Annotated in this window: 20 protein-coding genes; 16 read left to right on the forward strand and 4 right to left on the reverse strand. The window is 58.1% G+C overall.

The genetic code is table 11. The annotated features are described in order from the left end of the window. Nucleotides 1-94: 94 nt before the first annotated feature. Nucleotides 95-811 (forward strand): TetR/AcrR family transcriptional regulator, encoded by a 717-nt coding sequence (locus AC1ROB_RS06605; RefSeq protein WP_492971997.1) that lies wholly within the window; start codon nt 95-97, stop codon nt 809-811. Between the two features lie 2 nt (nt 812-813). Here AC1ROB_RS06605 and AC1ROB_RS06610 read toward each other — a convergent pair whose 3' ends face one another. Together AC1ROB_RS06610 and AC1ROB_RS06615 are read right to left on the reverse strand one after the other, a co-directional pair. Next, complete coding sequence (locus AC1ROB_RS06610; protein WP_492971996.1) at nt 814-1,563, reverse strand: maleate cis-trans isomerase family protein; 750 nt, start codon at nt 1,561-1,563, stop codon at nt 814-816. 14 nt (nt 1,564-1,577) lie between these two features. Beyond that, on the reverse strand, nt 1,578-2,990 hold the full coding sequence (locus AC1ROB_RS06615; protein WP_492971995.1) for an amidase: 1,413 nt from the start codon (nt 2,988-2,990) through the stop codon (nt 1,578-1,580). Between the two features lie 454 nt (nt 2,991-3,444). Here AC1ROB_RS06615 and AC1ROB_RS06620 point away from each other — a divergent pair, with 454 nt between their 5' ends. The 11 genes from AC1ROB_RS06620 to AC1ROB_RS06670 all read left to right on the forward strand — a co-directional run bounded on the left by AC1ROB_RS06620 (nt 3,445) and on the right by AC1ROB_RS06670 (nt 13,808). Beyond that, nucleotides 3,445-4,575 carry an ABC transporter substrate-binding protein gene (locus AC1ROB_RS06620; protein ID WP_492971994.1) on the forward strand — a complete coding sequence of 377 codons (1,131 nt, stop codon included), beginning with the start codon at nt 3,445-3,447 and terminating at the stop codon, nt 4,573-4,575. Nucleotides 4,576-4,605: 30 nt separating this feature from the next. Then, nucleotides 4,606-5,484, forward strand: a complete 879-nt coding sequence (locus AC1ROB_RS06625) for a branched-chain amino acid ABC transporter permease (RefSeq protein WP_492971993.1) — start codon at nt 4,606-4,608, stop codon at nt 5,482-5,484. Then, complete coding sequence (locus tag AC1ROB_RS06630; protein ID WP_492971992.1) at nt 5,481-6,461, forward strand: branched-chain amino acid ABC transporter permease; 981 nt, start codon at nt 5,481-5,483, stop codon at nt 6,459-6,461. Before AC1ROB_RS06625 ends, AC1ROB_RS06630 begins: the two co-directional genes overlap by 4 nt. Before the next feature lie 2 nt (nt 6,462-6,463). Continuing rightward, the gene (locus AC1ROB_RS06635) at nt 6,464-7,240 is read left to right on the forward strand and encodes an ABC transporter ATP-binding protein (RefSeq protein WP_492971991.1); all 777 of its coding nucleotides are present in this window, start codon (nt 6,464-6,466) and stop codon (nt 7,238-7,240) included. Nucleotides 7,241-7,244: 4 nt separating this feature from the next. Further along, nucleotides 7,245-7,949 carry an ABC transporter ATP-binding protein gene (locus tag AC1ROB_RS06640; RefSeq protein ID WP_492971990.1) on the forward strand — a complete coding sequence of 235 codons (705 nt, stop codon included), beginning with the start codon at nt 7,245-7,247 and terminating at the stop codon, nt 7,947-7,949. Nucleotides 7,950-7,995: 46 nt separating this feature from the next. After that, nucleotides 7,996-9,186, forward strand: coding sequence for an FAD-dependent monooxygenase (locus AC1ROB_RS06645; protein WP_492971989.1), 1,191 nt, complete (start codon nt 7,996-7,998; stop codon nt 9,184-9,186). A 2-nt stretch (nt 9,187-9,188) separates the two neighbouring features. Beyond that, nucleotides 9,189-9,989, forward strand: a complete 801-nt coding sequence (locus AC1ROB_RS06650; RefSeq protein WP_492971988.1) for an alpha/beta fold hydrolase — start codon at nt 9,189-9,191, stop codon at nt 9,987-9,989. Between the two features lie 469 nt (nt 9,990-10,458). Continuing rightward, nucleotides 10,459-11,499, forward strand: a complete 1,041-nt coding sequence (locus AC1ROB_RS06655) for a TRAP transporter substrate-binding protein (protein WP_492971987.1) — start codon at nt 10,459-10,461, stop codon at nt 11,497-11,499. Between the two features lie 20 nt (nt 11,500-11,519). After that, nucleotides 11,520-12,023 carry a TRAP transporter small permease gene (locus AC1ROB_RS06660; protein WP_492971986.1) on the forward strand — a complete coding sequence of 168 codons (504 nt, stop codon included), beginning with the start codon at nt 11,520-11,522 and terminating at the stop codon, nt 12,021-12,023. After that, nucleotides 12,023-13,324: a TRAP transporter large permease gene (locus AC1ROB_RS06665; RefSeq protein WP_492971985.1), complete on the forward strand. Its 1,302-nt coding sequence runs from the start codon at nt 12,023-12,025 to the stop codon at nt 13,322-13,324. The genes AC1ROB_RS06660 and AC1ROB_RS06665 overlap by 1 nt, the downstream gene beginning before the upstream one ends. A 91-nt stretch (nt 13,325-13,415) precedes the next feature. Then, complete coding sequence (locus AC1ROB_RS06670) at nt 13,416-13,808, forward strand: RidA family protein (protein WP_492971984.1); 393 nt, start codon at nt 13,416-13,418, stop codon at nt 13,806-13,808. Between the two features lie 85 nt (nt 13,809-13,893). Here AC1ROB_RS06670 and AC1ROB_RS06675 read toward each other — a convergent pair whose 3' ends face one another. Continuing rightward, nucleotides 13,894-15,090, reverse strand: coding sequence for a Bcr/CflA family multidrug efflux MFS transporter (locus AC1ROB_RS06675; protein ID WP_492971983.1), 1,197 nt, complete (start codon nt 15,088-15,090; stop codon nt 13,894-13,896). Nucleotides 15,091-15,401: 311 nt separating this feature from the next. Here AC1ROB_RS06675 and AC1ROB_RS06680 point away from each other — a divergent pair, with 311 nt between their 5' ends. Beyond that, on the forward strand, nt 15,402-16,913 hold the full coding sequence (locus AC1ROB_RS06680; RefSeq protein WP_492971982.1) for a 4-hydroxyphenylacetate 3-hydroxylase N-terminal domain-containing protein: 1,512 nt from the start codon (nt 15,402-15,404) through the stop codon (nt 16,911-16,913). Nucleotide 16,914: 1 nt separating this feature from the next. After that, nucleotides 16,915-17,445 carry a flavin reductase family protein gene (locus AC1ROB_RS06685; RefSeq protein ID WP_492971981.1) on the forward strand — a complete coding sequence of 177 codons (531 nt, stop codon included), beginning with the start codon at nt 16,915-16,917 and terminating at the stop codon, nt 17,443-17,445. A 319-nt stretch (nt 17,446-17,764) separates the two neighbouring features. Here the strand turns inward: AC1ROB_RS06685 and AC1ROB_RS06690 are convergent, their stop codons facing one another. Further along, nucleotides 17,765-18,355, reverse strand: coding sequence for a TetR/AcrR family transcriptional regulator (locus tag AC1ROB_RS06690; protein WP_492971980.1), 591 nt, complete (start codon nt 18,353-18,355; stop codon nt 17,765-17,767). Nucleotides 18,356-18,437: 82 nt separating this feature from the next. Between AC1ROB_RS06690 and AC1ROB_RS06695 the strand changes: the two genes are divergently transcribed. Beyond that, nucleotides 18,438-19,814, forward strand: coding sequence for an aminotransferase class III-fold pyridoxal phosphate-dependent enzyme (locus AC1ROB_RS06695; RefSeq protein WP_492971979.1), 1,377 nt, complete (start codon nt 18,438-18,440; stop codon nt 19,812-19,814). 2 nt (nt 19,815-19,816) lie between these two features. Beyond that, nucleotides 19,817-21,079 (forward strand): ABC transporter substrate-binding protein, encoded by a 1,263-nt coding sequence (locus AC1ROB_RS06700; protein WP_492971978.1) that lies wholly within the window; start codon nt 19,817-19,819, stop codon nt 21,077-21,079. The last annotated feature ends 30 nt before the right edge of the window (nt 21,080-21,109 follow it).

Here is a 21,109-nt window from a genome sequence, read left to right on the forward strand (position 1 = left end):
ATTAATTGGGTTGCTTTTGTCCACGTGAATCCGGCATTTTCGCATTCGACCAGTCTGCCGCATGTGTGCAGATGCCTTTAATTTTGGATTCAAAATGGCAAAGAAGTTGTCTAAGCGAGCTCGCGGTCCCGGCCGTCCGTCCGGCGAGCGCGGCACCCGGGAAAACATCCTCGATATCGCCGAGATTGAATTCGCGTCCCGCGGCTTCACCGGAACGTCGCTGCGCGATATCGCAGAGCGTGCCGAAGTGAACCAGGCGATGGTGAACTACTACTTTGGAACAAAGCAGCAGCTGTTTGAAGAGGTCTTCAAGCGGCGCGGCCTGCAGATTTCCCAGCGGCGCAACGAACTCCTGGACACTCTTGAAAAGGGAGCGAAGGCGCCGAACATCAACAGCCTTGTGCATGCGTTCCTGGCGCCAGCCTTTGCGATGCGCGATGAGGGGCCGGGCGGCCTTGCATTCGTGCGCCTTCAGGCGCGGCTGCATTTCGAACCTGAAGAGCTTGCCATCAATCTGCGTCGTGATGTCTATGACCAGTCGACTAGGCGCTACGTCCAGGCTTTCATCAAGGTGCTGCCGAAGGTGGACCCCGCCGACATCTACTGGCGCATGACCTTCATGATTGGCTCGCTGGTTTACATGCTGTCGGGCCTCTACCGCATTGAGGATATCTCCGAAGGGAAATACAAGGGCGGCGTCATCAGTGAAGAGGTCATCGATCGCATGGCGTCGTTCATGGTCAGCGGACTTGAAGCACCGAGCACCAAGCTGCCCGCCAAGAAGGCTGTGACCAGGCGCCCGGCGCGATAACATCAGTAGGCCCCGGACAGGAGCGTGCCTGCACCCGGCACTATGGCTTCGAGCTCCAGGCTCTTCAGCATGGTATAGGTAGTGGCTACGGCCGCGCTCAGCACGGGGCGGCCGAGAATGGCCTCTGCCTTGGCGATGGCCGAAAGCGACGGCATCTGTACGCAGGCCGACAGCACCACCGCATCGACAGACGATAGCTTGAGCGTCTTTGCGATGCCCGGCAGCCGGTCCGGATCGTGGCGGGCAACGTCGAGATTGTCCGGGATTTCCAATGCCGCGAAGTCGACGACCTCGATGCCTTCGCTCTCGATATAGTCGACCACTAGCTGGGTCAGCGGCTTCATATACGGACAGATGATCGCAATCTTCTTGGCGCCGAGCACCGGAAGTGCATCGACCAGGGCACCCGCACTGGTGACGATGCGCGCTTCGGCACCATTGTCCTTGGTCCGCTCGCGGAGACGCTGCTCGGACTGGCGATGGTAGCCGTTACCCATCGCCATGATGGCGACGAGGCAGGCATAGCCAATGACGTCCATGCGAGCGTCGCTGAGCTCCACAGCGCAGCGGTCGGACTCGCTGTCCATGGCCTCCAGCTCTTCCTTGACTACCTTGCGCATACGCATACGGCTGGAGTGGAAGGTGAAGCGTTCCGGGCGGATCTGTTGCCGCATCTGCAGCATGGCCGGAATCTCCGTCTCCATGGTCAGGTTGGAGCTGGGTACGATTTGGCCAATGCGATAATTCGTCATGATAGTCCTCTTGTTTACTCAGGTTTCAGGCAGTCTGGGACTGCATGGCGGAACGGGGACAGGCCTTCGAAGATGCGGGCCACCTGCAGCACTTTGGCGTCGGCATAAAGGTCGCCGACAACCTGGAGGCCAACGGGCAACCCTTCGGCGGTCAGACCGCATGGCACGGTCGCTGCCGGTTGGCCGGTGACGTTGAATGGGTAGGTGAAGGGCGTCCAACTCATCCAGTTCTCGGTATCCCAGCCGTCCGGCACGTTCTTCCCGACATCGAAGGCAGCAACGGCCAGTGTCGGCGTCAGGAGGATGTCGTAGGTCTGGTGGAACAGGCGGTTGGTGCGGGTGAGCACAATTTGGCTGTCGATGGCGGACATGAAGACGGTCCGGTCCACGGCATCGGACCGTTTGATGACATCCAGCAGTGCCGGGTCGAGGGTCCGCAGGGCCGCTTCGTCCAGATGGCGCTGGGAATGCGCGATACCGGCGACAAACATGGTCAGCGCAAAAGGTGTGGGGTCGGGGAACGGCGCCTCGACCAGGTCGATCTGGGCACCAGCACCTTCCATGAGCTTGACCGCCGTTTGGACGATTTTCGCGACCTCGGGGTCGACCTTGGCGTAGCCCAGCGTGGGGCTGTAGGCGATGCGCAGGCCCTTCAGGTTCGGTAGCTTGGCCTGGAAGTCCTCATTGGTCTGCGGCAAGGCAGTCCAGTCGCGGGCATCCGGCTGGGACATCAGCTGGAGCATCATGGCCGCATCATCCACCGTACGGGTGATGGGCCCAATGTGACCCATGCGCCAGAGCGCGCTCGGTGGATAGGTGGGAATGCGCCCGGTTGTCGCCTTCAGGGCAACCAGACCGCAGAAGGAGGCCGGGATACGCACTGACCCGGCGGCGTCGGTTCCGATGGCGGCATGGCCAAAACCCGCCGCCACGGCGGCCGCAGACCCGCCACTCGAACCACCAGGGGTGAGGTTAAGGTTCCACGGGTTGCGCGTGATGCCGTATTTCGGGCTGTCCGTTACGGCCTTCCAGCCGAATTCGGGTGTGGTGGTCTTCCCTAGGAAGATGGCACCGCTTTCCCGCGCGCGCGCCACCGCAGGCGAGTCTTCGGTCCAGGGCACATTGGGATTGACCGTGTGTGACCCGGCAACCGTCGGCCAGCCTTTGGTCCGAATCGCATCCTTGATCGTGATCGGGATGCCATCAAGCGGACCCAACGCCTCGTTCCTGGCCCAGCGCTTCGCGGATTCGGCGGCAGATGTCTTCAGATCATCCACCGATGCGCGCACTGCGAAGGTATTCAGTTTCGATTCCAGGCGCTCGATTTGCTTCAGCACCGCCTCCAGGACTTCAGGAGGAGACAGCTGTTTGCGTGCGTAGGAATCCCGCAATTCGCATGCGGACAGGGACAGTATTGCGTCGCTCAAGGGCCACCTGTTTATATTAATCAATTGTTTAATATGAGAAGAATTTTGTCCCGGCGGTCAAGATGGAAAATTATTACTTCAACGGTGCGATGCAAAAAAAGGCAATAAAACCGCAGCTTAAATGCTTGTGAAGACGGTATGATTCACTAAAAAAGGATACTGGAATAATTCAAATGCTGTTGAATTAGACAGCATGCGGAAACAGGAGGCAGCAAAAACCTCTTGACGCATCGAGGCAATACCGTATGAAATTAAACGGTCAATTAATTAACAGATCAGGCAAGCTGATGTACGTTTGCGGAGAGCAGAAGGCAGGTTTCGGCGGTGAAATCCGTCGGCGCAATGCGCTGTTTCGTTTGTCAAACGTCCACGCTCAAAACAGACCTGACGCTTCCGCTCTCGGCCGTTCCCCGTCGAAATTCATCTGCCATTCCAAGGAGAAAAGGGACCGACCATGCTTAAACAACTGGCTCTAACTCTAGTCGGCGTGACGCTCATTGCCGCCACTGCCGACGCGCAGACCATCAAGATTGGCCTCATCGAACCGCTGACTGGCGGCGTTGCCTTTGACGGCAACAATGTGGTCAAGGGCGCTCGCCTGGCGGTCAAGGAAATCAATGATGCGGGTGGCGTACTGGGCAGCCAGATTGAGCTGGTCATCGCCGATGGCGCCTGCAAACCGGCAGAATCGGTCAGCGCGGCCGAAAAGCTGATCACTGCCGACAAGGTGCCGGTCATCATGGGGGCCTTCTGCAGCGGCGCGACTCAGGCCGTGATGCCGGTGGCGGAAAAGAACCAGATTCCGCTGGTGACAGGGGTGTCGTCCCTGCCGCGTCTGACCGAAGCTGGTAACTCGTGGTTCTTCCGCAACGCGGAAACGGACGCGATGCTGGCCGTCGCCTTCTCGAAGTCGCTCTACAACGACCTGAAATTTAAGACCGTGTTCTTCATGGCCGCCAACGACGACTGGGGTCGTGGCACCGTCGAATCCTTCAAGCACGTCTTGGAAGGCCTCGGCGCCAAAACGGTCGGCACCGAGTACTTCGATTATGCCCATTCTGACTTCTACACCCCGCTGACCAAGGTGCGCGCTGCCAAGCCGGACCTGGTCGTAGTGGTTGCGGAAACCCAGGCTGCTGCAACTCTCGTGAAGCAGGCCAAGGAACTCAGCATGAATTCCAAGATCTTCGGTGTGGGCGCGTGGGCCACTCCGACCTTTATGAACCTGGCTGGTTCGGCGGCGGACGGTCTGCTGGCGGGCGTTGCCTATGCTCCGACCATCACCGGCGACCTCAACAAGGTCTTTGTCGACAAGTTCAAGGCGGCGAACAACGAACTGCCGGGCAAGTACTCGATGTCCGGCTACAACACCATCCACATCATCGCCCAGGCCATCAAGAAAGCTGGTGCGGCTGAGCCTGCCAAAATCCGGGAAGCCCTGAAGTCGACGGATTACACTGGTCCGACAGGTCGACTCCAGTTCGACGCCAAGGGGCAGGTCTACGGTCAGGACGTGTTCCTCGTGGAGCTCCAGGGTGGTTCGCCACTCATCAAGGCATCTGCCAAGATGGAAAAGCCGAACTAAGTACCAGCAGCCTGACCACGAGGGATTTCCGTGTTTGATGTAACGATCCAATTTATCGTCAATGGACTCGTGTCAGGCTGCTTCTATGCGCTGACGGCGGTTGGTCTCACGCTCATCTTTGGGATGATGCAAATCGTCAACTTTGCGCATGGAGAGTTTTTCGTCCTCGGTGGAATGCTCACCTTCGTGCTGACGCATTTCCTGGGTGTTCCATTTGCTGCTGCCATCCCGCTCGTCCTTATCATCATGTGGCTGTTCGGGATGGCTGTAGACTGGGCTTTGCTGAGTCGGTTGCGCGATGCACCCATGATATCCAACGCGCTGGTTACAATCGGCCTGTCGGTATTCATGGTGAACACCATGCTCTTGGTCTTCGGCACCGACCCGAAGAATATTGCGACCGGCATCGACCGCGTGCCTCTACTGCTCGGCCCTGTTGTCATCACCAAGGTTCGCGTTATCACAATCATTGTATCGCTCGCGGCAATCGTTGCGGTCCACTACATGATTAATCACACCAAGCGCGGTCGAGCGATGCGGGCCGTCTTCCAGCAGAAGGAAGCGGCGGCTCTGGTCGGTATCCCGATTTCGCAGACCTACCGCTTCACCTTTGCGCTCGGCACCACGCTGGCTGCACTCTCCGGAATCCTGCTCGGTGCCGTCTTCGTCGTTCATCCCACCACGGCCGAACTCGCCACAGTGAAGGCTTTCGTCGTTGTCATCCTGGGCGGTATGGGCAGCTTTGGCGGCGCAATCCTGGGCGGCCTGCTGCTCGGAGTTGTGGAAAGCCTGTGGGGCGGGTTCGTGTCCACAGGCTTCATGGACGTTATCGGCTTCCTGTTGGTGATTGGTTTGCTCCTGGTCAAACCGTCGGGTCTGTTCGGGCTGGCGGGAGCGCGTGAGAAATGAAAACGGTCGAGAACAACATTCTGCTTGGTGGGCTGGCGCTCGCCGTCGCCCTGCCGCTCGTGCTGCCGAATCAGTTCTTGATGCACGTCATGATCATGGTTTTCTTTTACGGCATTCTGGCGTCCAGCCTGAACCTCACCGTTGGTTATGTCGGAGAGTTGCCACTTGGCCATGCCGCCTTCCTGGGCATCGGCGCCTATACCTCGGCAATCCTGTCCAGCCAATTCCAGGTTCCGTTCTGGATTTGCCTGCCGCTGGCTGGCGTCATTGCGGCGGCTTTCGGTCTTGCCATCGGCGCCATCACGCTGCGGCTGGAGGGCCATTACTTCGTGCTGATTACGCTAGCCTTCACTGAAGTCATGCGCCTGATTGTGTTGAACTGGGTTGAAGTGACCCGCGGCCCGCTCGGCTTCTCCAACATCCCGGCGCCGGTCGTGGCACTCGGAGACAGCCTGTCGTTCACCTTCAGCACAAAGTTCCACTACTACTACTTCGGCCTCATCCTGCTCGCGCTGACCGTGCTCTGCGTCCTGCGGTTTGCCCGGTCGAGCTATGGCATGGCAGCCATTGCCGTTCGCGAGAACCGGCGGCTTGCCAAATCCATTGGTGTGAACCCGTTCCGGTATGCGCTCGGCACTTTTGTGGCGGGCGCCTTCTTCGCGGGCCTCGCAGGGTCCTTCTATGCCCACTACATCAGCTTTGTTGGCCCTGAAGTCTTCGGCTTCAGTTTCATGGTGACTATGCTCATGATTGTAGCGCTGGGTGGCAAAGGTACCGTCGTCGGCCCGATTATCGGCGCCCTGGTCATCGGCCTGGCCCTGGAGTACCTCCGCTTCATCAACGAGGCGCGCCTCAGCATCTTCGGGCTTCTGCTTATCGTCGTGGTGCTGTTCCTACCCAATGGCATCACCGGACTGCTGTTCCGACGTAAAGCTCCCGCGGTGCCTGCCGTGCAGGCCAAGGCTGTGGAGGGCTGACCATGGCAATGCTTGAAGTACGCAATGTGACCCGCCGTTTCGGCGGCCTGACTGCCAATAAGGATGTCAGCTTCGAGGTCAACAAAGGTGAGATCGTCAGCCTGATCGGCCCGAATGGCGCCGGTAAGACGACGATGTTCAACATGATTACCGGCTTCCTGGAGCCCAACGAGGGCGAAGTCCTGTTCGAGGGCGAAAGCATCGGACATCTGAAGCCGCATCAGGTCGCCCAGCGCGGTATTGTCCGTAGCTTCCAGATAACCAACGTCTTCGCCGGTCTGACGGTTGAGGACAATCTGGCTGCAGCGCACTACCTGCGGGTTCGCGGCAGCTTCTGGGACACCATGCTGAATACCCGGGTGGCGCGGGAACGCGACCAGGCGATGCAAGCGAGCGTTCGAGAAATCCTGGCGCTGGTTGGCCTGGAGGCTCTGGCAGATGAGAACGCCAAGAACCTGGCATATGGCAAACTTCGTCTGCTGGAGATTGCCATTGGCCTTTCGGCGGCTCCGCGGCTCCTGCTCTTGGACGAGCCCGCTGCCGGTCTGAACTCCGAGGAGTCGGCTCGACTAGTCGAGCTCCTGCGCGGCATCTGCCGCGAGAGGGGGATAACCATCCTCCTGGTCGAACACGACATGAGCGTGGTGATGGAAGTCTCTGACCGCATCGTTGTTCTGAATTTTGGCGAGCGGATTGCTGAAGGTACCCCTGTGGAGATCCGGGCGAATGCTTCGGTTATCGAGGCGTATCTCGGCGGCAGCCTGGAAGTTGCGGAGTAAGGGGATGCTTGAGCTCAAGAGTGTTTATGCAGGCTATGGCGCGGTCCCGGCGCTTCGCAACGTATCCCTGACTGTCGCAACTGGCGAAGTGGTTGCCCTGGTCGGTCCCAACGGAGCTGGCAAGACAACCGTCTTGCGCACGATTTCGGCACTTCTCTCGCCCACGGGCGGCGAGATTACCTTCAACGGCGCTAAGCTCAACGGGCGCAGCCCGGCGGATGTCGTCAAGGCAGGCATTGCCCATTGCCCGGAAGAGCGCAAAGTCTGGTCGCATATGACTGTCGAGGAGAACCTCGAACTGGGCGCCTACACAATTTCGAAGCGGGACCAAATCAAGCGGAAGCTTGAAGAGGTGTACACCGATTTTCCGGTCCTGAAGGAGCGGCGGACCGAGATGGCCGGTCGGCTGAGCGGCGGCCAGCAGCAGATGCTCGCTATTGGCCGCGCGCTGATGTGTGAGCCAAAGCTCCTCATGTTCGATGAGCCTTCACTGGGCCTGAGCCCGAAGCTGATGCAGCAGGTCGCCTCGATCATCCGAACGGTACATGCCAAGGGCGTTTCCGTCCTGCTCGTGGAGCAGAACGTGGAGATGGCCCTGAAGCTTGCGAACCGGGCTTATGTCGTCGGCACTGGCCAGATTGTCGCCGAGGACCAGGCGAGCTCGATGCTCAACAATCCGTCTCTGCTGAAGGCGTACCTGGGCGGCTGAGTTCGCTGTTGTAATTAATTAAACGTTTAGTCGAAAGGTGCCGAAAATGGGAAATAGTAAGCGCGTCGTTGTCATCGGGGGCGGCATCGGCGGTCTGGCGACGGCGAATGCGCTTCGTCAGCGGGGTCATGAGGTTTCGATTTTCGAGCAGGCTCCCCAGCTGGGTGAAGTCGGCGCTGGTATCCAGATGACGCCAAATGCGGTCAAGGTTATGCGCGGCTTAGGCCTGGAGAATGAACTGAAGAGCGTTGCCTTCCTCCCGCAGGCGATCGTTGGCCTTGATGGCAAGACGGGGAAGCAGATTTTCCGCACACCGCTGGACGGTTGCGATGAGCTGTATGGCGCAAAATACATGCACGTCCACCGCGCTGATTTGCACAACATTCTGAAAGCGCCGCTTCCCGACAATCTATTTCGTCTCGGTACCCGCTGCGTGGATGCCGGTACGGTGAGTGGCAATGCCTTTGCGAAATTCGCGGACGGCACCGAGGTTGAGGCCGACGTGGTCGTAGGCGCCGATGGCATTCATTCAGTGGTGCGCGACAAGCTGTTCGGCTCCGAAAAACCACGTTTCACCAACAATATGTGCTGGCGCATGGTGGTACCATTCGACAAGCCCGACTTCGAACTGGTTCTTCCAGCCTCCACCATGTGGCTCGGCCCGAACGGCCATATCGTGACCTACTATGTGAAGGGCGGCCGAGGCGTGAACGTGGTCGCCTGCCATGAAACGGATTCCTGGACTGCAGAGTCTTGGAATGCCAAAACCACCAAGGAAGAGGTCATCGAAGCTTACAAGGATTGGCATCCCCGCATCCATCGCCTGTTCGAGAAGGCGGATGATGTCTTCAAGTGGGGTCTGTTCGACCGTGACCCGATGGAAACATGGAGCAAGGGCAACGTCACTATTCTGGGCGACGCGGCCCACCCGATGCTGCCCTACTTATCGCAGGGCGCTGCCATGGCAATTGAGGATGGCTATGTCCTGGGTGGCACATTGACCGCAGAGGATACCGTCGCCGATGGTTTGCGGCGCTATGAAGAATTGCGCAAGCCGCGGACGAGTGAAGTCCAGCTGCGGGCTCGTGAGCAGGGCAAGACCAATCACCTGATTTCGCCCATTGCTCGGCTTAAACGCGACATTGGTTTCTATATTAAGGGGCTGATCAACCCGCAGAAGACCGGCCTGAAGGCGGGCTGGGTCTATGAGTACGACGCCACGGGTGTGGTCTCGTAATCATGGGTGCAAGATTGCTATACGGCGCCAATGTAAGGGCGAACGGTATCCGTCAGCATTACCTCCGGTTCGGCGGCAAGGGCACTCCACTGCTGCTGGTACCAGGCATCACCAGTCCTGCCGTCACCTGGGCGTTCATAGCCGAGGAACTGGCTCAGGACTACGACGTCTATGTGCTCGACGTGCGCGGGCGTGGCCTGTCAGATGCCGGGCCGGATCTCGACTATGGCCTAGATGCCTGCGCAGCCGACGTGACGGCCATTGCCGAGGCTCTGGCTTTGAAGGATTACTACCTCGTGGGCCACTCAATGGGTGCCCGTGTCGCCATGAGGGCTACACGACACAACCCCGTCGGTGTGCGTAAGATGGTCTGGGTAGATCCACCGGTGACCGGACCTGGCCGCCGTGCCTATCCGGCGCCGCTGACCTGGTATGTGGATTCAATTCGCCTGGCTAAGGCTGGTGCAAGCTGGGAGCAGATGCAGGTCTTCCTGCCGAGTTGGCCGGAAGATCAGCTCCGCCTTCGAGCCGAATGGCTTCATACCTGCCTGGAAATGGCGATCGTGACGTCCTACGAGGGCTTTCACGACGACGACATTCACCAGGACATCCCGTATATCGATATTCCGACCCTCCTGATGGCAGCTGAGCGCGGGGACGTCATCCGCGACGAGGAACTGGAGGAAATCAAAGGCCTGAAGCCCGGGATTTCCATCATGCGTGTTCCGGCGGCGGGCCATATGATTCCCTGGGATAACCTCCAGGGATTCCTCGGCGGACTTCGTCAGTTCCTCTGCGCCTGAGGTCCACTAGGACTTTGCAATCTTCTGTGCGTCGAGAAAATCGAGGCTGCCGCGCTTCTATAGCCTGACTCGCTGATGCGGCGACCATCAAGCTGATGTCCTCTGCTCCGGCATATCCGGTCGAGTTCCATTGCCCAATGAGCAATGTTCTGAGCACTGCTTATTTCAGTGCCGCGCTGTCTCAAAAATGGGCACTCAATGAGGTCTGTGGCGCAAGTTATGCAAACGCTGGATTGCCGAATCTTCTCAGATAAGCCGCGAAATACGCGGGAAATTTGGCACCCAAATGGCAAAATCCACAGTCATAAAAAATCACTATTAGTGCATCGCAAATAATAATTAGCGGCGCAACATGGCTTGATCCAACACTAGCGTCAGCTCGACGTGAAAACGAACTGAACGCAAAACAACTACGGGAGCAGTTCGAGCTAAGCGGCGGCGCACACCCAATTATGAAAGGCGGGGGATCATGATTACGTCCAAACGTTTCTTCACGCAGGCCTTGGCGGCCGTCGGCTTGTTGGCCGCTTCGCAGCTCACTGGCGTTTCCGGTGCGGCAGCTCAAACGACCGAGTTGAAATTCACCAGCTACGTGGGGCCTGCTCATGGCCATCACAAGCGCGTCCTTGAACCGTATGCCAAGATGGTAGAGGAAAAGAGTGGCGGTAAGCTGAAGATTACGATTTTCCCGGGCACGCTGGGAAAGCAGGCTGACCAGCTTGAGATGATCCAGACCGGCATTGCAGACATGGGCTATTTCGTGCCCGCTCTGACGCCTGGCCGTTTCCCGCTGACCTCGGTGGCTGAACTTCCGTTCCTGTTCAAGAGCGGAAAGGGTGGCAGCCGCGCTCTCAACGAACTCTGGGACAAGCATCTCCAGAAGGAAGGCACAACAGCGGAACTCAAGGTTCTCTGGACCTTCATCCATCCGGCTGGCCAGCTGCATATGTCCAAGAAGCAGGTCGCCAAAATGGAAGACCTGAATGGCTTGCGTATCCGCACGGCGCCGGGTGTTCAGCAGAACGCCACGTCGCTGCTGGGTGCGACGCCGGTCGTCGTGCCGTTCCCGGAGACCTACAATGCCCTGGATCGCGGCGTCATTGATGGGGTGTGGTTCCCGTGGGAAGCCATCGCGGGCGTTAAGCTCTTCGAGGTCACCAAGTTCCACACCAACGCCAATTTCTACACCGTGCCTTTCATCGTCGCGATGAATGGCAAGAAGTGGGCGAGCCTTCCGGCTGACCAGAAGAAGGTCCTGGAAGAGCTGGGTGGCAACTGGGCGGCGGAGTTCACCGGTGCTGCCTGGGACAAGAACGACGAGGACGGTATCGAGGCTGCCAAGAAGGCCAACTCGACCATCATCACCTTGTCGGACGCTGAGCGCGCCCGCTGGGCTGACAAGGTCAAGTCCCTTGAAACCACCTGGCTGGCCGATATGAAGGCCAAGAACCTGCCGGGTGATGTCGTGCTCAGTGATCTGCGCGAGCTGATCAAGAAGTACGACCCCTGATCTAATCCAGGACAGCCACGATGAGCTATCTCGGATATGCGACATCGGGCGTCAATAGCGTGAGCAAGGCTGCAGGACATGTATCTGCAGCCTTGCTTGTCGCGATGTGCGTCCTGACAGTTGCCGACGTCACCCTTCGTTACACTCTCAATATGCCCATCCGCGGCACGCTGGAGCTGCTGGACATCCTCATGGCTCTGTTTGTGTTCTTCGGCCTTGCCGACAACACGGCCCGCGGTGGTGACGTGCTTGCGGATTTCCTGACAGACAAATGGCCGCCGATAGTGCGGAAAGTGCTCGATACCGTCGCTGCGGCGCTGAGTGCCGGTATGTATGCTCTAATTGCCTGGGGCACTTACAATGCAGCCGTCCGGTCGGCACGAATTGGCGACATGACACCGTCGTTGCTGCTTCCAGTTTCCCCGTTCCAGTACGCCGCAGCGGGTGGGACGCTGCTGCTGACCGCGGTCTATGTGACCCGGATGCTGGCGATGGGTGACACTATTTCGGGGGACAGAAAGTAATGAGTATGTTGGCACTGGGTTGTATCGGGCTAGGGGCTACCCTTGTTCTGATGATGCTGCGAGTTCCAGTCGGCATCGCAATGGGTCTGGTCGGCTTCGTAGGTTTTGCCTCGATTTCCAGTTTCGAAACAGCAGTCAGGATGCTGGGCATAGCGCCATACTCGGCAGTCGCCAGCGACTCCCTGACGGTCATTCCGCTGTTTATCCTGATGGGGCAGTTCGCCTCTCAAGCCGGTTTGAGCAAGGACCTGTTCGTGGTGGCGAACAACTGGCTCGGACACCGCCGGGGCGGCCTGGCGATGGCTACAGTCGTGGCGTGCGGTGGCTTTGCAGCTATTTGCGGATCGAGCCTGGCGACTGCGGCCACGATGTCCAAGACCGCACTGCCGGAAATGCGCCGGTACGGCTATGACGTCAGCCTTGGCACGGGTTCAATTGCGGCAGGCGGCACGCTCGGCATTCTCATCCCGCCCAGCGTCATCTTCCTGATCTACGGCTTTCTGACGGAGCAGTCGATCGGCAAGTTGTTCTTTGCCGGTGTCGTACCTGGCATCGTCATGATTGTCCTGTTCCTTATCACGATCCAGATCGTGGTGGCCATTAAGCCGTCGCTGGCTCCAGCTGGTGTGCGGGTTCCCTTTGCTCAGCGCCTCTCGGATCTCACCAAGATTGTAGATGTGGGCGCGCTGTTTCTTTTGGTCATCGGCGGCATGTATGTGGGTCTGTTTACGGCAACCGAAGGTGCCGCGGTGGGTGCGTTTGGCGCCCTGATGGCCGGTGTGCTCCGCAAGCGGCTCTCTCTGGACGATATCCTGGGAGCTTTGGGCGAAACCGCCCGTTTATCTGCGATGATTTTCGCAATCCTGCTTGGTGCGATCATCCTGGGCTACTTCTTCACAGTGACCCAGATGCCCGCCTTGCTGGCAAAGTACATTACAGATCTGCATGCCCCCCCGTTTGTCATCATGGGCCTGATCATCGTTTCCTACCTGATCATGGGCGCTTTGATGGACGAGATGGCCATGATTCTGTTGACGGTGCCGATCTTCTTCCCAGTCAGCCAGGCATTGGGCTTCGACCCCATCTGGTTCGGCGTCATCATCGTCATTGTTTGCCAGGCGGGCATGATTGCTCCGCCGGTTGGTATCAATGTCTTCCTGTTGGCAGGCATGAATCCGGACATTCCACTGGGTGCAATCTACCGAGGAATTCTACCATTCCTGGCTGCGATGGTCGTCCTATTGGGGATGCTGATGGTCTGGCCGGACATCGCGCTCTGGTTACCCAATACAATGCAGTAGTCCCCCCGGACGGCGGGGTAGTGGCGGAATTCGAGAGACGCCATTACCCCGCTGGACTCCCAACCTCGTCCCCCTGTAACGCGTGAGAGCCATGAAAAAGGAAATCGTTTCGTCCAATCTGTCCAAGCCCGTCGGCGTGTTCTCTCAGGGCACCATCATCGAGGCGTCAGGTAGGCTCGTCTTCATCTCTGGCATGACCGCCCGAGGCGCGGACGGCTCAGTCGTAGGCGTTGGCGACATCAAGGAGCAAACCCGTCAGGTGTGCGAGAACATCAAGGCCGCGGTTGAATCGGCCGGAGGCACAATGGACGACATCTGCCGGGTGGATGTTTTCCTGCGAAACATGGAGCACTTCAAAGCGGTCCATGAGATCCGGGCTCAGTATTTCAAGCCGCCGCTGCCGTCATCGACGATGGTCGAGGTGACCAAGATGGTGCATCCTGACATGCTGATTGAGATCACGGCGATTGCCGTTGTCCCGTAACTGACGCCTGTGAGTGCCGGGTAGACATTGCAGGATGGTGATGGGCCAAACCCGATCGGTTTGGCCCATTCATTTGTGGACCGCTTCAGAGGCTATTTCGGACTAGGAATAGCCGCGAACCCAGAGCGCCTAATCCCATCAGGCCGACTACCGCGGCCATCGGCGCCGCCGTGCCATCATGGAACAGTCCGACGAGGCCGCTGGCAATGGCGGCAAAAGTGAACTGGAGGGTTCCCATTAGTGCTGCCGCAGTTCCGGCTCGGCGGGCTTCTCCGGCCATTGCGATGGCGGTTGCATTGGGAAGCACGAGACCTTGCCCGGCCAGATAGACGAAAACCGCAATCCAAAGCGCGGGCAGGCTTTCCACGTTGAAGATGGCGAGAACCAGTAAGGCGAGACCCGATACCGCCTGGATGGCCATGCCTAGGGTCAAGCACTGGTCGAGCGACTTCCGGAGAAGCAGGGAGCGATTGACCTGAGCCGTGGCCATAATTCCAACCGCGTTAATACCAAACAGCCAGCTGAAATCCTGTGGCGAAAGGCTGAAGACTTCTATGAACACAAATGGCGACCCGGCAATGTAGCCGAACAGGCCGCCCAGAGTGCAGGCCGTGGCCAGGGTGTAAGCCATGAACTGGCGGTGACTGAGCAACTCAGCATAGTTCCGTAGCACGGAGCCTATAGAGAGGCGCACCTTGGGATGGGTATTGGTCTCGGGCAGTCGGATCTGGCAGACCACCAGGATGACCAAGGCAAAAGCCCCTAGAACCCAGAAAATCATCTGCCATTCAAACCAGACGATGATGTAAGCACCGATGATCGGAGCCAGAATTGGGGCCACGCCCATGACAAGCATGAGCATCGACAGGATTCGGGCACCTTCACGCGGTTCGAAGAGGTCGCGCACCATTGCGCGGTAGAGCACGAATGCGGCGCAGCAGCCTAATGCCTGGACAAAGCGTGCCAGGATCAGGGTCTCGATGTCGGTGGCCAGTGCGCAAGCTGCCGATGCAGCGATAAAGACTAAAATCCCGACGAAAAGGGGCAGTCGCCTCCCGAAGCGATCGCTGATGGGGCCATAGAGAAGCTGCCCAGCCGCGATGCCCAAAAAGAAGACAGACAGTGTTTGGTGGAGTTGCCCCGGATCTGCCATGAGCAATCGGCCCATTTCCGGCAGGGCGGGTAGGTACATATCGATGGTGAGGGGAGTAAAAGCGCTGAGCGCCCCGAGAATCACAGTAAGTTCTATGGCTGCACGGCGGCCAGAGTTGGGAATGTTCATCTATTTTCCAGTTTCGCGAGGCGAAACCAGTATCCTTACCGTTGCAAACACCATCCAATAATTTTGCGGGCCGCACTGATAACAAAAAAGAAGTGCGCGGTGCGGCCAGAGCGCAATCCGCCTTGAAATGCGGGCATTCGACGAACTCCCGCTCCCTCCATTACTGCTGCTTATGAGTGCCACCAAATAAATAATTGGCAGCCGAAACTGATGGCTTTTACGTTTTTAGGCGTCGCCCAAATGCGTCCCGCAGGCTCGGTTTCCAGCGCGGCCGTGATGGCCAAGATTTTATATCAGCAGGGAAGATACCAATGTCCGCCACGAAGCCGTTTACGGGTAAGGAATACCTGGCGTCCCTCAATGACGGGCGAAATGTTTACATCAACGGCGAGCGGGTGAAGGACGTCTCGACGCACCATTGCTTCCAGAATTCGGCCCGTTCGATTGCGCGTCTTTACGACGCCATGCATGACGACAAGTACCGCGACGTCCTGATGACGACGACGGACACCGGCAGTAACAGCCTGACCCACAAGTTCTTCAAGGCGGCCAAAAGTGGCGATGACCTGGTTGCCCAGCGGGATGCCATCGCTACTTGGTCTCGCATGACCTACGGCTGGATGGGCCGTTCTCCTGATTTCAAGGCTGCTCTGACCAATACTTTTGGCCCTAACGCCGATTTTTATGGCCAGCAGGCTGGAAATGCCCGTGCTTGGTACAAGAAGGTCCAGGAAACCGTCCCCTACATCAACCATGCGATCGTCAACCCACCGGTCGACCGCGGCCGTTCGGCTGATACCATCCGCGACGTTGTTGTGAAGGTTGAGAAGGAAACCGACGCAGGTATTTATGTCTCCGGCGCCAAGGTCGTTGCGACCGGTGCTGCCATCACCCAATGGAACTTCGTCGGTCAGTCCGGCACTACGGCGGCCGATGACGACAGCCTGGCATTGATGTTCATGCTGCCCGTCAGCTCGCCGGGCTGCAAGCTCATCTGCCGCACTTCATACGAAGGCATTGCCGCCAAGCACGGCTCGCCGTTCGACTACCCGCTCTCCAGTCGTTTCGACGAGAACGACTCGATCTTCGTGCTCGACAATGCTTTCGTCCCCTGGGAGGACGTCATCGTCTACCGCGATCTCGACAAAGTGAAGCGGTTTTACAATGAATCAGGCTTCCTCCAGGGCTTCGCCCTCCAGGCGGCGACTCGCTATGCCATCAAGCTCGAATTCATGGCCGGTTTGATTGCCCGTGCCCTAAAAATCACTGGCGGCGATGCCTTCCGCGGCAATCAGATGCTCCTTGGCGAAGTCATCGCGCTGCGTAATGTCATCTGGTCGCTGACTGAGGCCATGGTCGGCCGTCCCAGTCCGTGGATGAACGGTGCGGTGCTGCCGAACTTCAACGCTGCAGCCACCTTCCGCCAGGTCATGCAGTCGTCCTTCGCTAAAACCCGCGAAATCACGCAGAAAATCATCGCCTCGTCCCTGATTTACCTGCCGTCATCCGCCAAGGACTTCTCGAACCCGGAAATTGAGCCGTACCTGGCCCGCTATGTCCGCGGATCGAATGGCGTCTCGGCCTACGATCGCATCAAGCTGATGAAGCTGCTTTGGGACGCTGTCGGCACTGAATTCAGTGGTCGCCACGAGCTGTACGAACGGAACTACGCTGGTAACCACGAGGAAGTGCTCCTCCAGGCCTACATGCTGTCAACCAAGAACGGCTTGATGAAGCAGATGGACGAGCTCGTCGATACTTGCATGTCCGAGTACGACCACAACGGTTGGACCACGGACGCCTGGGTCAACATCGGAGGCTGACATGAGTGCGCTTGCTAAAGTTATGGAACCTAGCTCAAGCCCGCCTGCTGAGGCGTTGGCTTTTCGGGAAGGTATGTCCCGCATCGCTGCTGCCGTACACATTATCACCGTGGCGGATAGAGGTGAAATCGGCGGTGTGACCGCAACTGCGGTGTCTTCCGTTACGGACTCACCGCCGACACTCCTCGTTTGCCTGCATCGCGCGGGGCGCGTCCACAGCATGATCAAAGCTGGTGGCCAGATTGTGGTGAACACCCTGAGCGGCCAGCACCAGAAGGTGGCTGATGTCTTTGCAGGTGTCGGCAAGGTTCCTATGGAAGAGCGCTTCGGTCATGGAAACTGGCAGGTGACTCCCGGTAAACCGCCCGTCCTTGTAGACAGCACTGTTTCCTTCGTCGGCCGGGTCGAAAGTGTCATTGAGTCCGGCAGTCACAGTGTAATCCTCTGTCAGGTTACTAGTGTCGTCCCCCGTGATAAGGGGAACACCCTGGTCTACCTCGGCAGAAAATACTCGACGATGTCATTCATCTAAGTGTTCCGAGGGCGCCCTTTTGGGGCGCCCTTCGTACTTCCGGGCAGGCCCGGGAACCGATTCTCCTAGATGACAGAGGGAGGGTTCAGTGATGACGATGCGAATTGCCAAACCACGAGTTCGACGCTTCCTGCGGATCATCCGAAAGAAGGTTTTTCGGTTCATGGTCCGCGAAATCCGGCCGACCGCCGATATGCAATATGTGATGCTGTTCTGAGCATGTGACCCGATTACCACGGGCGCATCATCTGCGCGTCGCCGAAAGTAACCTCCGCTATCGCAGTTAAGTCTGCGTCAGATACGACAGCCTGAATCTCGGCTATTTCCTGTTGGACATCATGCCAATTACGCTCAGCATCCGTTTGGGCAATGTCAGGTCTATATCGGTGGATTTCGCGACAAGATTGAACCAAATCGCTCCGAAAGTGAAATCCAGGACCATCTCGACATCAAGGTTCTTTGGGAGCTCACCTGATGCTTGGGCATCGCGGAGAACGCGGCCCAGCATGTTGCGGCGAGGGGAAATAATTTTCTCGATGAAGAGAGCTTTTAAGTTGGGATCTCCCTGAGCCTCCATCATGAGACCTTTGAGGATGCTCGCGAAAGCAGTGTCCTGCAGCCGCTGCACCGTCTGGGTCATGACAGCGGTGAAGTCTTTGGCAAAGCCTTTACCTTGTGGAGGATGAATGCCCTCCAAGCCATCCATATACAGATCGATCAATAGCGCGCCTTTAGACGACCAGCGGCGGTAAATGGACTGCTTACCAACGCCAGCGCGGGCTGCGACTGCCTCCATGGAGAAACTGCTGTAGCCCTGCTCAGCAATGAGCTCGCGCGCCGCCCCTAAAATGGCTTGGTCGACGGCGGCGTCCCGGGGGCGGCCAGCACGCGCGGCAGATTTCTGTTCCATTACATTTCCAATTGACATACGGACCGTCTCGTATTGTAATTCCCTTCAGGGATGAGGGCCAGTCAGGCCGCGAGGGATTACAATGCCGGACAGTGCAACAACGCTGCGGTCAAAGGAAGGCGCACGCTCGGTAGGTGTAAGCCCCCGGCGGGGCTTGCTGAGGCCTACTTTTAGCGGCGAATACCCGACGATCGTCAAAGGCCAAGGTCCTTATCTTTTCGATGAGGCTGGGCGGCAGTATTTTGATGGTTCCAGCGGCGCAATGACCGCGAACCTGGGGCATGGACTTCAGGATATCGCCCGCGGTATTTCCGCCCAAGCTGGTGAACTGGCGTTTGTTTTTCGTAACCAGTTTTCGAGTCGCCAGGCTGAGCAACTCGCTGACCGACTATGTGAACTTGCGCCCGGCGACCTGAATGGCGCGTTCTTCGTAAATAGCGGCTCGGAAGCCTCAGAATATGCCATCCGCATGTCCCTCCATTATTGGAAGGAGCGCGGTAAGCCATCCAAAGTGAAAATCCTTGGTCGCTCAACCAGCTACCACGGAATGACAATGGGCGCCCTCTCAATGTCGGGGCATGCGGGCCGTCGTCCGGATTACAGCACATTACTCCACGATTTCCCGGCGGCTCCGCCTGCAAACTGCTACCGCTGTCCGTTCGATCTGAAGCCTCAGATGTGTGCCCTCGAATGCGCGGCGGCCTGGAAGACCGCGCTCGATAAGCACGACCCGGAAACTGTCGCGGCTGTGATTGTCGAGCCCATTGTTGGCGCCGCTGGCGGGGTGCTGATGCCTCCGCCGGGCTATCTGAAGCAACTCAGGCAGATTTGCGACGCCTATGGTGTCCTTCTTATTGTGGACGAGGTCATTACGGGACTCGGGCGAACCGGCTCATGGTTCGCCTGCGATGATGAAGGAATCGTCCCCGACTTGCTGCTTTTGGCCAAAGGCCTGAGCGCAGGGTACACGCCCATGGGCGCAGTACTGGTACGCCAGCCAATCATCGATGCAATTTCGTCTGGTAGTGGGCAGATCCCGTTCGGCCATACGTTCAGCGCAAATCCGCTGAGTGCGTCCATTTGCATGTCGGTGCTCAACTACATCGACGAAAACAACATTCTTGAGAACGTCCGTCTCCGCAGCGCAGAACTCAAAGTGCGTCTTGACATCCTCGCACAGAAGTTTTCCTGCATGGCAGACGCTCGCGGAAGAGGCCTTTTGTTTGGCTTCGAGTTTGTCAAAGACCACATCACGCGAGAGCCGCCAACGGCAGCCTCAAATGCATCGGCACGGTTCGCGGCAAAGGCAAGAGATAATGGTCTGGTGGTCTATCCGGCAGGCATAGCGCCGCTGAACAACGCCATCATCGTCTCACCACCACTGACAATCACAGAACAGCAAGTGGGCGAACTATCGGACCTGCTTGAAACAACATTGGAAGGCTTCGTCGTCAGTTAAGAGTGGTTAAGCGCGTCAACAATCAAACCAACCGGGGGCTCAATATGTCGCTTTCTACAAACCGCAGAACGTTTCTTGCAACCAGCGCCTCTCTGCTGGCCATCGGACCCGTGCGCATGGCATGGGCACAGGGTAGCGGGACGCCAGTTACTATCGGCGTCATCACACCGAGCACGGGTACATTTGCCTATGCCGGTGAACTGATTGCGCAGGGTGCAGCCCTAGCCGCCGAAGCGAAAGGCAACCGAATCCTTGGTCGCCCGATCAAAATCATTACCCGCGATGACGAGGGGAAACCTGCTGTGGGCGTTCGCCGAGTTCAGGAAGCGGCCAGCTCTGACGGCATGACCTATTTCCTCGGTGCATATTCGAGCGCCGTTGGTCTCGCCGAATCGGAAATCGCCCAGCGTGAAAAGCTGCTGCAGTATGCGGCGGGCGGTTCCGAGGACTTCACAGGCTCGCGCTGTGGCCGCTACACCTTCCAATGGTCCGCCCATCCGTACACCGCTGTGCGCACCACCCTGGAATATGTGCGGAAGACGTTCCCCGAGAGAAAGAAAATCTACAGCCTGACCGCGGACTACGTATTCGGTCATGCGCTCCTGAAGTACACGCAGGTGGTCGCCCAGGAACTCGGCTTCGAGCTGGTTGGCAACGATAACCACCCCCTCGGCGAGCGCCAGTTTACCTCGCTCATTACAAAGGCCGTTTCGGCTCGTCCCGATATTCTGTTCCTGAATACAGCTGGCGCGGACGCCGTCACGGCAATTCGCCAGTTCTCCAACTACGGCGCCAAGAGCATCTCGGTTGTCGGGCCGTGGACGCTGGAAGTGGATCAGCTTCCCGAGCTGACTCCCGAAATGCGTGCCAATCTGGTGCTCGGCCAGAATTACTATCCAACCATTGATACACCCGCGAACAGGGAGTTCGTCAGCCTGTACCAGGCCAAGTATAAGTCCGCTCCGGGTTATGCGGCGGCTTATGCCTACGACGCAGTTCGCTCGCTGCTTCTCGCGATGGAGCAGGCCAAATCGGCTGATGTCCAGGCAGTGGTCCAGGCGCTCGAAACAATGCGCTGGGAGGGTGTCCTGGGACAGATGGTTGTCGATCCGAATACCCATCAGACGGTTCGCCCATATTTCGTGGTTCGCTGCAAGGCAGCCGCCGAAATGGCAAACCCACAGGATTTTGCCGAAATCGTTGCGACTGGCAGCAATACGCTTCCCGCCAGCCTCAGCGCCTGCAAGGGCATGCCAGCCCTGTAAGTCCATCGATGTGAGGTGAAGATCGTAGGA

Source organism: Ferrovibrio sp. GW821-FHT12F09 (genome assembly GCF_058806775.1).